The sequence below is a fragment of the Clostridiales bacterium genome (assembly GCA_014799665.1).
Lineage (GTDB): Bacteria > Bacillota > Clostridia > Christensenellales > Pumilibacteraceae > Anaerocaecibacter.
Genome location: JAAVHP010000010.1, coordinates 78,894 through 93,104 on the forward strand (window position 1 = coordinate 78,894; position 14,211 = coordinate 93,104).

Below are 14,211 nucleotides of genomic sequence, written 5' to 3' on the forward strand. Positions count from 1 at the left end.
GCGGGACTGGCGCGGCTTGCTAAGCAACCCGCCCGCTTCGCCGTACAGCGGCTCGCGCGTTCGCTGAAAATATGCCACAGGCATATTTTCTTAACGCTCACGCCCTAGGGTTCAAGTCCGCCCCAATATAAAGACTCCCAAGACTTTCGTCTTGGGAGTCTTGGTAGCGGGGGCGGGACTTGAACCTCGCGACCTTCGGGTTATGAGCCCGACGAGCTACCTAACTGCTCCACCCCGCATCAATCGTGTTTATGTATTATACTATTAAAAACCACGTTTGTCAACCGTTTTCACACTTATTATATGACAATTACGGCGCGAGTTTTGCCGAATTCGAATTTTATCCTCGCTTTTTAATTGCCAATTCTTAATTTTTAATTGATTTTTAGGTCTTTTTCAACAAAATTTCTCGGTTTTGTCTAAATGTTATTGACTTTTGCGGCATAAAATGTTACAATTAGCATTAAGACAACGACTATTTCAGTCTTTTCGGTCTTTTTAAATTAAATTGTGCCGAACTTCGTTTCGGAGGATATATGCAACCCAAATCTTTAATGAAGAAATCCACGTTCTTTAAGCGACGTAAAATATTAATTTTGTCTTTGATCATAGTTCTTGTCATCGGTGTGCTTGCGGGCTTTACCGATCCTTTCAAGTCCGACGGGACTATACATAAAGCAGGCTTCGGCGAAACGATAGTCATGGAAAAAGAGCTGCCCGACAGCGGCACGCCGAGCGATTACGACCTTATATCCAACCTTCAATTCGCTGCGTACAAGATCCACCACGCGTCCTTCTTTAAGGGCGTATCGGACGGTGCGAGTTCGGCGGACCTTGGCATATCCTCTTACACTCAGAGCATTCACAACACCCGCGTTGCAACGGGCGACGGTATAGTCTACGCGGAAACGATCTCCTCGTCCTCGCTCAAAAACCTTGCCGAACAGAAATACGCCGACAACGGCATTATAATATTCCGCCCGTCGACCTCGGTCAGCAACGGCAAAGCGACCTACGGCGACAAGGCGTACGCAATGAGCTACGACGATTACAGCGCGGCGTACGGCACCGTACCCAACCAGCTCAGCAAATACGTAGTAACCAAAGAAACGATCCTCGGTGTTAAAGACCTTAACGCGCCGCAAACGCAATCTCAGGCGAACGGCGTTCTCACGTCGAGCGACGAAAGCGACGACGGGTTCGGCTTCGACTTTTACGTTCCCGAAAACCTCGTTCGCGGCGAGGACGGCAATTACCTGTTCGAGCTCACCCTCGACGCCGACAAAAGCTCCATTTATTACCGCAACGAGGTCAGAACGCTCGGCGGCGCCGACCAGAACCCCAAGTTCTATGCGGTCACGCTCACCGTGTGTATCGACGAGAACTGGACTCCGCTGTACGTAACGGTAGTCGAGAACTACGACATAGCGATCCCCGTACTCGGTGCAATGAACTGCACGAGCAAGGTCACCGAAATATTCACGCAGATAGACGATCCCAACGGCGAAGTTCCCGAACGCGATTTCTTCACGCCGTTCGTAGAGCAAGCCAAGCTCGACGGGTTCACCCCGCCGGAAATTCCCGCAGGCTCGTCCTCGCCCGCCGACTATCTCGCGGGCGCGTTTGCCGATTACATAAGCGGAGCAAAGAACCTCGATCTTTCGCTCGATATAAAGAACGACTACCTTTCGGCGTACAACGTAAAGGCTTCGGTCAACATAAAGGACCTCGATATTCAAGCGCTAATCGGCTCGCTGTACTTCCGCTACGCCGACGACCGCGTAAATATAAAATGCAATAACGTAAACGGCTATATCGAAGCGAGCGACCTCGCGGCGCTTTCGGGCAACGCGGATATAGCGGCGCTCATGTCCGCCCTGCCCAAGCTCGACTTGGACGTTACCCAAATTTTCGGCGGTGATATGCTCGGGCGCGTGTTCAACGACTGCGAAATGACGAGCGACAAGGGCGTTACCCGTATCCGTATGCCCTTCGACCTCGACCTCGACGTTATCGATCCGTCGCTCGGCAAAGCGAATATCGACGCATCCATTTATATCCGCGACGACGACAAAGCTCTTCAATCGATATCGGGTGTTGTCGAAATTCTCGGTCAAACGATCAAGATCGAAGCGAAACCGCTCAAACAAGCATTCTCCGCACCCTCGACCGACGGCGCGGTCAACCTTAAAGGCGCGCTCGACTTTATCCCCGATATCATCAAGACCGCAACGAGCAAAACGTTCGGCGTAAGCGGCAATATCGCGGCACAGGGCGCTACCGTAGGCGTAACCGCGTATATCGACACGACCGACAGAATAACCGCCGACGCGGTTTTATCTATGCTCGGCGTCGACCTTTCCGTCAAGTACGTAAACGACGTTGTTTACGTAAAAGTCGGCAATATCGACGCGCGCGGCACGGCGGAAGATCTCCCCGACCTACTTAAAGCGATACAAGCGATCAGCGGCATGGACGTCGACGCGCTCGTTAAAACGCTTAAAACGATAATGCCCACCACACTGAGCGAATACACAAATATGTTAAACTCGCTCACCGTCACCGATAACGAACTCGGTATCGGCTTAAAATTCCTCACCGCGCCTATCGATATTAAGCTCACCCGCGACGACGGCAAGCTGAGCGGCGTGAACTTCGGGATCGACTTCGACAGGTTCGGCATCAAGGTCAACGCCTCGGCAGACCTTGCCCTCGCCTACCCCGAGCCCCGCGCGGTGGAAGTTCCCACGGGCGCCGAGTATATCACCTTCGCTCAGCTCACTGCGATTATAAAAAGCGCCATTCCGTACGCGCAAGCAAAAGGCTTCGACCTTTCGCTCGGCGGCAAAGCGGGCAGACACTCGGTTACCGGCAACGCCGCTATCGATATTTCGGGCGACGAGATAAACGCCTGCGGCAGCATTTCGGCGTTCGGTCAAGCTATCGACTTCGCGGTAGCGGACGGCACGACCTATGTTTCGAACGGCAAGCTTAAATTCAAGGGCAACGCCGACAGCATAGGCGCGATCAAGCCCGCCGCAACCGAGCTTATGAACAACGTAACGATCGAGCAAACAATCGACGTTACCAAGCTTATAAATACAATGCTCGATTCCGTCAAGTCGGTGACCGTCGACGAAAACGGCGTGCTTTACGTAAACATCAAGCGCGGCGACGATATTTCGCTCACCGTTTCCGTCGACATCGTAAACGGGATAGTCACGGCAAACGGCACCGCGCTCGGCTATGCTATCGATATTACGGCTGACATGGTTATCACCGACGGCGTAACGGTAGACGAGCCGCAGGATAAATACGAATATATAGATATATCGGTTTTCGCCGAAACGCTCGAAAAAGCCGCGGAGATAGTCGACGCAGGAGCGTTCGCCGCCGATATGCAGGTAAACGCGCTCGGGCAGAGCTATGCGGCGAAGATAACCGTCGACTTTGCGGACGGCGCGCTCAAAGCCTCGCTCGATATGCAGGACCTCGGTCTTAACGCAACGGTTATCGGCAAAACCGCTTACGTATCCTATAAGCAAATCAATATCGTAGGCAGTACGGACGATATTCCCGCGCTATTGACCGCGCTCGGCGATATCATCCCGACCGATATTCAAAAGATAATAGACGCCGTTTTGAACGGCAATATCGAAGTTCTCAAAACGATAAACACCGCGCTGTCCGCACTCACCTCGCTTACGTACTCCGACGGCGCACTCACCGCCGTGATAGACAGTAACGACCTTTCGGTCGCGGTAACGCTCGCACTCGATTTGAGCAATATCGAGCTTATAACGAGCGTGGACGGCGAACAGGTCAAAGCTTCGCTCACGGGCTTAGCAGCGACGAACGATCGCGTGAACACGCCCGTCGGCGAGTTCGCGCAAGCAAGCGAAATAATAAAAGCCGCGCAGCCGTTCATTCCGCTCGCGCTCGATATCCTTTCGAGCAAGGCAATGTCGGTATCGCTCGGCGGCAATATAAACGGCTATACCCTTTCTTCGGTCGACGGCGAAGAAGTACGGACCGAAGTAATTACCCCCTATTCGGGCAACGTTTATATCGGCTTCGAGCACGGGTTGCAGGCGCAAGCCGAGCTTACGATAAGCGGCGTTAAGGTCGTTATATCGATAACGAACGGCAAGATCTACGCGTCGATCGGCGACGGCATCAAGATTTACGAACAGCTTTCGCTTAACGCTATCTACGATATCCTCGAAAAGATCGACGGAATAAAAGCGGGCGTTTACGAAAAAGCGACCGCGATCATCGACGCGATTCTCAACACCACACTCGATCAAATTATAGACGCCGCGTCGCTCTACCCCGTGCAAAACGGGTTCGGGCTGTCGCTTACCGATATCATTCCCGACGTTTCGTCGGTTATCTCGCTCGACTTTGTAAACGACGATAAGCTCGCCGCGCTCGGGCTTAATATCCAAATCAACGAAACTTCTATCGAGCTTGCGCTCACATCCGTGTACGGCGAGAACGGCACGCTCCAAACCTTGTCGGCAAGCGGCGAAGTTTATTCGCTCGATCTCGGCATACAAGCCGCCGACGTGAAAACGGTAGCCGTAACCGACGAAGCCGATTATATCCCGCTGTCGCTCGTGACCGAGTATATCGCGCCCGCGTTCGATTTGATCGAGAGCGCACACGGCGCAAAATACATAACGCTCGATCTCGGCGCGACGGCGGAGCTGTGGAACGGCAAGACCACCGATATAAGCGGCACCGTCGCAATATCGCTCGACCCGTTGGCGGTCGAAGCCAAGCTTAACCTGTTCGACGGCACTGCCGATACGACGGAGGTTAATATCAAGCTCGTCGGCAAAAAGGTTTACGTAGACAGCGGTAAAATCAAGCTGTCCTTCGATATCGACGCCGACCGCGAACGTATTTACGAGGTACTCACCCACTATTTGGACGAGGACCACTACTTAATGCAAGAGGTCAAAAAGCTTCTTGTCGGCGGCACGAGCGCGAGCGCGTTCAGCAGCATTTCGCTCCTTGTAGAACGGCTCGGCGAGATTTCGGGCGCGCGCGATATTCAAAACGTAATAGGGCTCACGCTCTCGTCGGTCGGCAATATCGCGGGCGACAGCACGCTCAAAACGCTCATCGGTATGTTCAACGTTCTCGCAAGGAACGGCGAGCTTACCGTCGGCGTCAACGCGCTCGGCATGACGGTAAACGCCACCCCGCACCTTACATATACCGAGGACGGCGCGTACATAAGCGGCGCGACCGCTACCACAAACCTGTCGCTCGGCGGCAAGGCGATCGGGCTGAGCTTCAACGTAACCGATTACTATATCGGCTCGACAGCTATCGAAATCACCGCGCCCGCCGCCGATTACGTCTCGATCGCCGAGTTCGTCGAAGCGATAGACAACGGCGTAAGCACGTTTACCACCAAGTACGAGCGTATCGAGGGCGACAACGTATTCGAGGATATAACCGTCGAGGCGCAGTCGTTCAAATTCGATTACGAAATCTTCGCTATCGAAACGAACGAGAACGGCGAAGCGGTCAAGGACGCCGAGGGCAGAGATAAACCGCTCACTGTAAACGGCGTTAAAGCGGTCGCCAAAAAGATAAGCGTAAAGAATATCGACGGCAAGTCGGCGCTCAAACTCAGCTTCGTACACCAAGCGGACGAAAACGGCAAGCCGATCGAGGGCAGCGGCAAATACAAGCTCAATCTCGAAGCACATATCTATATAGATATCCAAACGGCAACCGACGGCAATTACAACGCTTGGTCGAGCGGCAATACCCTGCCCGTCTATCTCGACCTGTACGTCGTGAACAACAGCAGCTATCCCGACGGCTTAGCTTTCGTCGACTACCGCGAGCAGGCGGCGGACGGCACGGGCGAACGCATTTCCATAGACTACCGCTCGGTATTGCAGATCGTTGCGGCAGTGCTCAACATAATGGGCTTGGACGACGAAACGGTCGGTCAGCTCGTCGGTAAAGAAAACGTGCAAAAGCTCGACACCACCGTGTTCGAATCGATGGACATTGCGGGACTTAACGAATTAAAAGCAACGCTCAAAAACGGCGTTAAAGCCTTGAACTACGCCAAGGACGGCGCGGCTAAACTCGGCGAAGCATGGAACACGGTATTTACCGCAGGCAGTATCGACGGATTGACCGCACAGCTCGAAACGCTTGCCGAACAATTAGGCGAAGCAACCGAACTGTTCGAGCTTGCAAAGAACGCAATGACGGGCGAAGCTACGGCAGACGAACAGCCCGAAGAACAACCCGCGCAGGGCGACGGCAAGGTAAACGGCAAGCTGTTCAAGGATATAGTAAACGGTATATCGTTCAAAACCGAAACAAGCGGCGCGCACAAGATTCTGTCCGCCGATATCGATAACGAAGTCACCACGCAGACCGAAGGCACGTCGAACGTAACCGTAAAGATGACGGACGGCGCGGTCAAGAACACCGTAGAGGAAATCACGGTCGGCGGGCTCGACGTCAACACCGCTAAGCTCAAAACCTTCGCCCTACCCTTCGAAGCAGGCGCAGAGGTAGAGATAGAAATTCCCGCCGATTACAACCAAAACAACGGCAAAGCCGACTATTCGGATATCTCCAAGGTCAAGCACCTGTTATACGACGTAATGAATACGGCGGGTATGATGGAGTTTGAAATCGGCAGCACGGACGCAAGCAGCTCCAATACCGATAATGTCAGCATTACAATATCATTAGGCACTCTCGATATAATCAATATAAAAATACGCATCAACGCAAAAGTAAAGATTATGAGTAAGACCGAATACTTACCTTTGCTGACCGAGGAAGAAAAGCTCGAACTGATCGCAAGCAACGCCGGAACGTTACCGCAGTTCATGACAGCCGCCGCAATAACTATAAATAACAGCGGCAACACAACCTATGTTCACGATAGCCAAACCCAGTTATTCTTCTTCAATAACAAGATATACATAAGCGGCGCGGAGGAGTACACGACGGGCACTATAATTAAAAGCTACAAAACAAGACAAATCGCCGTCGTTTATACGCTCGAAGACATGGCGAATCTGATGTCCGATACCGATAAGCTGATGGATAATTTCGTATTCTATCTCATACCGTTCAAATCCAAAGTCCTAGCTGTTATAAATCTCAGAGATATGGTTAAGGAGCAAATCAAAAAAGATTATTCGGCGAACGCAACGCCCAAAACGTTTGCCAATATCTTCGGCGGATATAACTATAACGACGGAAATCATACTTTTAACTTAGACTTACAGGCATTAGCTCAAAACACAATGCTTGGAAACGCCGAAATCATATTTAACGGCGCGAACAACGAGGACGACGACGATATTGTAACGAACAACTACGTAAGCAAGCTGACTGCAAAAATAGACATTATGAGCTTCGTTAATATCAATTTGACCGAAACGCTAAGAAACGTAAACCTAGACCAAGAAACGCAAACCATTTCGTCGAGCGGCTTGGGCGATATAAAGGTACAAAGCGTGGGAAATCTCGGCACGTACGACTTCGTAACTACGATAGGTCAAATCAAAAACTACACCGCCTGGACGCCTTACAGCCAATTGTAATTTTTTCTCTTCTTTCTTGTGAACAAGAAAGAAGCAAAGAAAACTTCTTACTTTCTTTTTCGAAAGAAAGTAAGCAAAGAAAACTTACGTTAAATAACTATTAAATAAACAATACCGCCTACTCTATATAGAGCAGACGGTATTGTTTATATTATAATATTTTAACGTAAAAGTTTCTTGCCTACTTCTTTTCAAAGCAACGTCGAGAAACGTCTTACGAAAAGCTCTTATTCGGGTGTTTTGCAAAAACCACCCGCACAATTCCACACCCGACACTAAAAGTTTCTTGCTTACTTCTTTTCAAAGAAGTAAGTTAGCTTGTTTTAACGTCTATCCACATACTGTCGAGCTCGGTGCTGCGCGCCTTGCCGAAATCTCGCATAACGCCGCACCGCGCAAGCGTCTCCTCGGTCGGGAACAGCATATCGATATACATCGGCTTAAACCAGTCCTCTTTCTCAAAGAACAAGCTGTCCTCGTCCTCGCCGTCGTCCTCCAAGAGCGCAGCCTTGGCGTCTTCCATAACCGCACGGCTCGCCATGGACGCACCCATGTAATCGAAGTTCCGCATAGCAAAATCGTACTCGTCGTCGTAGGTATTGATAAACTTAATAAAATAGTTCGCCGCTTCGACGTTACCCGCATACTTGGGAATGATCCAGCCGTCGACCCAAACGTTACTCCCCTCTTTGGGCACTTCGTAATAGAAATGCTCGCCGCCGTCCTCTTGCATTATAAGGCAGGAATCGCACGTCCAGAACAGCCCGAGCCACGCCTCGGTAGTACCCGCAAGCATATCGTTCTTGCCGTCGTCCACCTCGTACTTGTATAACAGCTTTTTCTGCTCGATAAGCGTCGACTGCGCCTGAGCAATACTCGCGTCTGAGATCTCAGAGAAGATCTTTGTGATCTCGGCTTGGTATGATTCATTATAATCAGTATAACTATCGCTGAGCGCGGATAGCTTGTCGCGGTTCGCGTAAATGCTCGCAACCGAGTACGCGTCGCGCACGCTGTCTTTCATAAGTATGCGCTTAGAATACTCGCTCGACCACATAGCCTCCCACGACTTCATGTCCTCTGTACCCGCCTCGATATGATCGGTGTCGTACATTATCCCGAACGTGCCCCACACGTATGGCACGTAGTATTCGTTATCGGGATCGAACGGTCTGACCATTTCGGCAAGCCCGTCGTACAAGAACCCGTCCTCGGTCATGTCGAAAATATCCCGATCGATCTTTTGCGCCAGCCCTTCTTTGATCATGCGCTCCGCCATGTAGTCGGACGGACAAACAAGATCGTAATCGGTATTGAGCACCTCGATACGCATTATCATGTCCTCGTTGGTATCGAACGTATCGTACTGCACCGTTATGCGCTTCCCCGTCTGCTCCTCGTACCATTCCTCGAACTCGGGCAAAAGATCCTCGTCGATATAATCGCCCCAGTTATATATCCTAAGCACCTCGTCGCGCGCCGTGCACCCAACGAGCGTCGCGGGCGCGGCACAGGCAATGACCGCCGCAGTCAGCGCGGCTACCGTCTTTCTTGATTTATTGGATAGTTTCATAATCACCCTCCTAACGGGAGCGGAGTCGCGCGTCAGACGGACAACAGTCGGCACGCGCGCGACGGGAGTGTAGACCCACCTACATGACCAAGGCAACCAAATGTTGCACGTCCCTTGGTTTGTCGCTCATCTCATAGTTGTGTATAGCTTGCAACGAATCAGCCTGTGGCTGCGTAGTCCGTATCACGCGATGAATACGCTCCCGTTATTTAGCCGCCATAAGCGCCTTCTTCTTACGCTTAGCCGAAACCACGTTGAGCGCGATAAGCACCGCAAGCACCGCCACGAACAGTATCGCAGACAACGCTCTCAGCGTGGGGTCCGCGCCGCGCTTGGCGAGCGCGTTATACAAATACACGGGAATCGTCTCGATACTGCCGTTGACGAACTTGGAAACGATAAAGTCGTCGAGCGAGAGCGCGAACGCCATGACGAACCCGCTTATCATGCCGGGTATGAGCTGCGGCACGACCACGGTCAGCATCGACCGTATGGGCGAACACCCGAGATCGACTCCCGCCTCGTAAAGATTGGGATTGAGCTGAGCGAGCTTAGGCGTGACCGACAGAATAACGTACGGCACGGTTATCATGGTGTGCGCGATAATAAGCGTCGTCCACCCGTACGGCAGGCGCAGCGCGAGGAAGAACATCATGAACGTAACGCCCGTCACGATCTCGGCGTTCTCCATGGTAATGTTCGCGATAAAGTTCGCCGTCGTCTTTTTCCACTTGCGCATATAGTAAATGCCGATAGCGGCTGTCGTGCCGAGCACGGTCGCAAGCGCCGCCGCCACGAACGCGAGTATGAACGAGTTCTTAAACGCGTTCATGATACTGCTGTTGGTGAACAGATCCTTGTACAGCTCGAACGAGAACCCGCTCCACACGCCGAGCGCCTTAGCGTCGGTAAACGAGTACACTATTAATATAATGATAGGGATATACATGACGGCGAGCATAATGCCGACGAACGTCCAAATAAGCCCCGTCTTAACTCTCTTATTCACAGCACACCTCCTATCTCGGCGGAGTGACCCTTGCTCAGCTTGTTGGCTATGACAACGGTAACGGCGATAAGCACCAAAAGTATGAGCGAGTACGCCGACCCGATATTCCAACCGCCGCTGTTCGCGAACCACTGGTTGATGATGTTACCGAACATATATGTGGAAGTATCGCCCAAAACGTCGGATATGGCAAAGGTCGACACCGTAGGCATGAACACCATGAGCACGCCCGAAACAATCCCGGGCAGCGACAGCGGCAGCCTGACCTTGAAAAGCGTCGTTATCGGCGACGCGCCGAGGTCGTGCGAAGCTTCTATAAGTGAGCGGTCCATGCCCGACAGCACCGAGTACAGCGGGAGCAGCATGAACGGGAAAAAGTCGTAAACCATGCCGATAGTGACCGCCACCCACGCATTGGAAATTTCGAGCATATACAGCACGATCTTGACCGCGTACGTTCTAAGAAGCGAGTTGATCCACATAGGCAGAACGAACAGCATTACGATAATAAACTTGCCGTTGAGCGCCGACGACGACAGCGCAAGCGCCAAGGGGTACGCCAAAAGGAAGCACACGACCGTCGTTATAAACGCGATAAGGAACGACTTGCCCATGACCGCCATAATGTTCGGTCGGGAAAAGAAGTGCACGAAGTTCGCGCCCGAAATGCCGCCCGTCGCGCCGTCGGTGAACGCGTAGTACAGCATTATGAACATGGGCACGACTACGAACAGTATGCTCAGCGCAAGATACGGCAGCGCGAACGCCGAACGCTTAATCCCGCGTATTTTGAGCTTTTTGGGCTTGCGGCCCTCGCCGTCCGCAATGACCGCGGTATCGGTATTATTCGCCATCGGTCTCGCCCTCCTCGGTTTCTTCCGCAGCCTGTTCCTCGGCGGCGCTTTCCGCCTTCTCGGCGCGCGCGACCGAAATATCCGCGGGATCGATCTTAATACCCACGCGGTCGCCGATATCCCACTCGTCCACGGTATCGATAAAGAAGTCGTTATCGTCATCGGTATACACCTGAACCTGATAGTAGCTACCCTTATACAGCGTTTGCGTAACGTTAGCGCCGATAACGCCGTCGTCCTCGTCGTCGGTAAGCTCGATCTTGTCGAACGGTATGGAAACGCGCACCTCGTCGCCGCGTTCGAGGTCGAGCGTATTGTTAAACTCGAACTCGCCGCCGCAGAACTCGACGGTGTTCTCGCCCGTAACGGTCGCCGAAAACTCGTTGACCGTTTTAAGCTTTTTCATGATATGAATGCCGTCGGGCTCGATATTGAGCTTGACCTTTTCGCCCGGCGTATGCTCGACAGTGCTCTGCACCGTGAACTGATAATCGGCGGCGAGTATTTCCATTTCGTAGTACATACCCTTGAAAACGGTAGACACTACTTCGCCGTCCAGCTCGCCTTTTTTGCCGTTTATGATTATATCCTCGGGACGAATGACAAGGTCGACCTTCTCGTCCTTTTCAAAACCCTTATCCAAGCACTTAAAGCCCGTGCCGCAGAACTCGACCAAAAAGTCCTTGCGCATAACGCCCGACAAAATATTACTCTCGCCTATAAAGTCGGCAACGAACGCGTTAGCCGGCTCGTCGTATATCTTTTTGGGCGGACCGTACTGCTGCACCGCGCCATCCGTCATTACTACAACCTTATCGGACATGGTGAGCGCTTCTTCCTGATCGTGCGTAACGTAGATAAACGTTATGCCGATATTCTTGTGCATGGCGGCAAGCTCGATCTGCATCTCCTTGCGCATTTTAAGATCGAGCGCGCCGAGCGGCTCGTCGAGTAGCAAGACCTTGGGCTCGCACACTATGGCGCGCGCTATCGCAATGCGCTGCTGCTGTCCGCCCGAAAGTCCCGTAATATCGCGGTGTCCGTACGCTTCGAGATTGACGAGTTTGAGCACGCGCTCGACCTTTTGCGCAATCTCGTCCTTGGTGAACTTGCGCATAATCGGTCTGCCCTTTTTATCGACCTCGCCCGTCGGGATACGTTTGAGTTTGAGCCCGAACGCTATGTTTTTAAACACGTTAAGGTGCGGGAACAGCGCGTACTTTTGGAATACCGTGTTAATGGGTCGCAAATGCGGCGGCATGGTAGTAACGTCCTGCTTTTCGAGGAATATCGAGCCCGAAGTGGGAAGCTCGAACCCCGCTATCATGCGTAGAAGCGTGGTCTTGCCGCAGCCCGACGGACCGAGCAAGGTCACAAACTCGCCGCGCCTTACGGCAAGATTGACGTTGTCTACGGCGGTTATCCCGTCAAAGACCTTCGTCACGTTCTTGATTTCGATAATGTTATCGAACTTTTCTCTCGTCGCAATTGCCATGATTTTCTCCTGACTTATCTTCCCCATTTGGGGAAAGGGGACCGCGTTAGCGGTGGATGAGGGCTATCCTAATTAGACCTAAAATGTAGGGGGTGACGATATCCAAAGCACTACGCTTTTCCCGTCGAAAACGTTTCTTATATAATGCCGTTTATCGGACTGGAAGTAAAAGGTGTCGCCCTTGTTGGCTGTTGCCGTGCGCTCGCCCAAAACGATCTCCACACTGCCCTCTAACACGTACCCGAACTCCTCGCCCTCGTGCGGAACGTCGGGGTCGGTTTCCGCATTTTTTTCGAGCTCGACGGTGATAGGCTCCATAGCGTTCTTTTGCGCCGACGGCACTATCCAATTGATCTTGATGTCGTCGTCCACCTTTTCAAAATAATCGGCGGGCGTATACACGAACTGCGCGTCGTCGTAGTCGGCAAAGAACTTGGACAGGCTCGACCCAAGCAGGGTCAATACGTCTATAAGCGTAGCTATCGACGGCGAAGTAAGGTCGTTTTCGAGCTGGCTTATAAACCCCTTGCTTAGCTCGGCGCGGTCGGCAAGTTCCTCTTGCGTAAGCCCGTTTTTAAGCCGCAAATCGCGCAGCTTCGACCCGATAGTAGGAATATTATTGCTCTCGTTCACTTGAACACTTCCCAAAGATGTAAATTAGATTTAGTAAACTTTTTGTTTACATTTAGTAAACCTTTTGCATTATATAGTATATATGCACATATGTCAAATGATTTAGGGCATAATATCGATTTTTTTACAAAGAAAAACCGCCTGCATACGCAAACGGTTATAATAATTAAATATTAACCCTTTCTGTACTCTGTGCCTTGCGCCCTTACTATTATCCTTTAAGCTTCTTTTTAAGCGCTTTCTTTTTGTTGTCGGGTGCCTTTGCAGCGGCTTCGAGCTCCTCGAAATACTTCTTACGCTCCTCGGGATCTGATATTTCCGCCGGCGAATAAAGCGTCTCATCTACCGTTCTGCCTTCGAGATAATCTATAAGCGGCTGAATATGAACGGGACGAACCTCGTCGAGCGGAGTCGTTACGGCGTTTATCATAGCCGTACCTGCCTCGCTGATAACGGACGATGATTTGATCTGGCGCACCGCCATAGCGACCTGCATCTTCTCGGTGCGGGTCAGTTCTTCCATATCGAACCCGCCCTGCGCATAGAACAGCGGCAGAAACTTTTCGTAAGAGACCGAAACCGTCGCGTCCTTGATCGCGTCGCAACGTTCCTTGCTGAACGGCGTAAACCCGACGGCGCATACAGCGAGCTTTTCGTAGATGGCGTCGAGATAGTCGTTCATCTTTTTGAAATCCTGAATAACGCCGCCGCGAAGCGAACCGATATACAAATATTTGTCGTAGCCCGAAAGCATATAGGGTTTGAGCTTTTCCACAGGTACGGCGTCGCAACCGAGCGCGTTGCCGAGAATATCCACGTAGCGTTTAACGTATCCGTGCGACGACTTAAAAATAATAAGCAATTTACCTTTCATAGTAGATATATTGTATCACACTTCATACGGGGTGTCAACCCATGTAGAACACTTTAATAAGCGCGTTTATTCGGCTCTTTTCCGCCTTATCTCGTTCGACGTAGCGCCGAGGCTACGACTTCACTCGATAAGTCGACAAATGGCTCGAAAAACGCAGCTTATAAAGCGAGCA

Annotated in this window: 7 protein-coding genes and 1 tRNA gene; 1 reads left to right on the forward strand and 7 read right to left on the reverse strand. The window is 51.7% G+C overall.

Annotated features, from left to right (window positions below; genetic code table 11):
• Positions 1 to 161: 161 nt before the first annotated feature.
• Positions 162 to 239: transfer RNA gene (locus HDT28_04635), tRNA-Met, on the reverse strand.
• A 357-nt stretch (positions 240 to 596) separates the two neighbouring features.
• Here HDT28_04635 and HDT28_04640 point away from each other — a divergent pair.
• A complete protein-coding gene (locus HDT28_04640; protein MBD5131862.1) occupies positions 597 to 7,601 on the forward strand; it encodes a hypothetical protein in 7,005 nt (2,334 codons plus the stop codon).
• 313 nt (positions 7,602 to 7,914) lie between these two features.
• Here HDT28_04640 and HDT28_04645 read toward each other — a convergent pair whose 3' ends face one another.
• The 6 genes from HDT28_04645 to HDT28_04670 form a co-directional block, all read right to left on the reverse strand.
• A complete protein-coding gene (locus HDT28_04645) occupies positions 7,915 to 9,174 on the reverse strand; it encodes an extracellular solute-binding protein (GenBank protein MBD5131863.1) in 1,260 nt (419 codons plus the stop codon).
• Between the two features lie 205 nt (positions 9,175 to 9,379).
• Positions 9,380 to 10,183 (reverse strand): ABC transporter permease, encoded by an 804-nt coding sequence (locus HDT28_04650; protein MBD5131864.1) that lies wholly within the window; start codon positions 10,181 to 10,183, stop codon positions 9,380 to 9,382.
• Positions 10,180 to 11,037, reverse strand: coding sequence for an ABC transporter permease (locus HDT28_04655; protein ID MBD5131865.1), 858 nt, complete (start codon positions 11,035 to 11,037; stop codon positions 10,180 to 10,182). The genes HDT28_04650 and HDT28_04655 overlap by 4 nt, the downstream gene beginning before the upstream one ends.
• Positions 11,027 to 12,532 carry an ATP-binding cassette domain-containing protein gene (locus HDT28_04660; protein ID MBD5131866.1) on the reverse strand — a complete coding sequence of 502 codons (1,506 nt, stop codon included), beginning with the start codon at positions 12,530 to 12,532 and terminating at the stop codon, positions 11,027 to 11,029. The genes HDT28_04655 and HDT28_04660 overlap by 11 nt, the downstream gene beginning before the upstream one ends.
• 78 nt (positions 12,533 to 12,610) lie before the next feature.
• Complete coding sequence (locus HDT28_04665) at positions 12,611 to 13,138, reverse strand: cupin domain-containing protein (protein ID MBD5131867.1); 528 nt, start codon at positions 13,136 to 13,138, stop codon at positions 12,611 to 12,613.
• Positions 13,139 to 13,376: 238 nt separating this feature from the next.
• Positions 13,377 to 14,039, reverse strand: a complete 663-nt coding sequence (locus HDT28_04670) for a hypothetical protein (protein ID MBD5131868.1) — start codon at positions 14,037 to 14,039, stop codon at positions 13,377 to 13,379.
• Positions 14,040 to 14,211: the final 172 nt, after the last annotated feature.

What these genes read in the sequence shown, in the direction of transcription:
- HDT28_04645 (MBD5131863.1), bottom strand. Translation starts at nt 9,174, where the DNA reads ATGAAACTATCCAATAAATCAAGAAAGACGGTAGCCGCGCTGACTGCG.
- HDT28_04655 (MBD5131865.1), bottom strand. Translation starts at nt 11,037, where the DNA reads ATGGCGAATAATACCGATACCGCGGTCATTGCGGACGGCGAGGGCCGC.
- HDT28_04660 (MBD5131866.1), bottom strand. Translation starts at nt 12,532, where the DNA reads ATGGCAATTGCGACGAGAGAAAAGTTCGATAACATTATCGAAATCAAG.
- HDT28_04670 (MBD5131868.1), bottom strand. Translation starts at nt 14,039, where the DNA reads ATGAAAGGTAAATTGCTTATTATTTTTAAGTCGTCGCACGGATACGTT.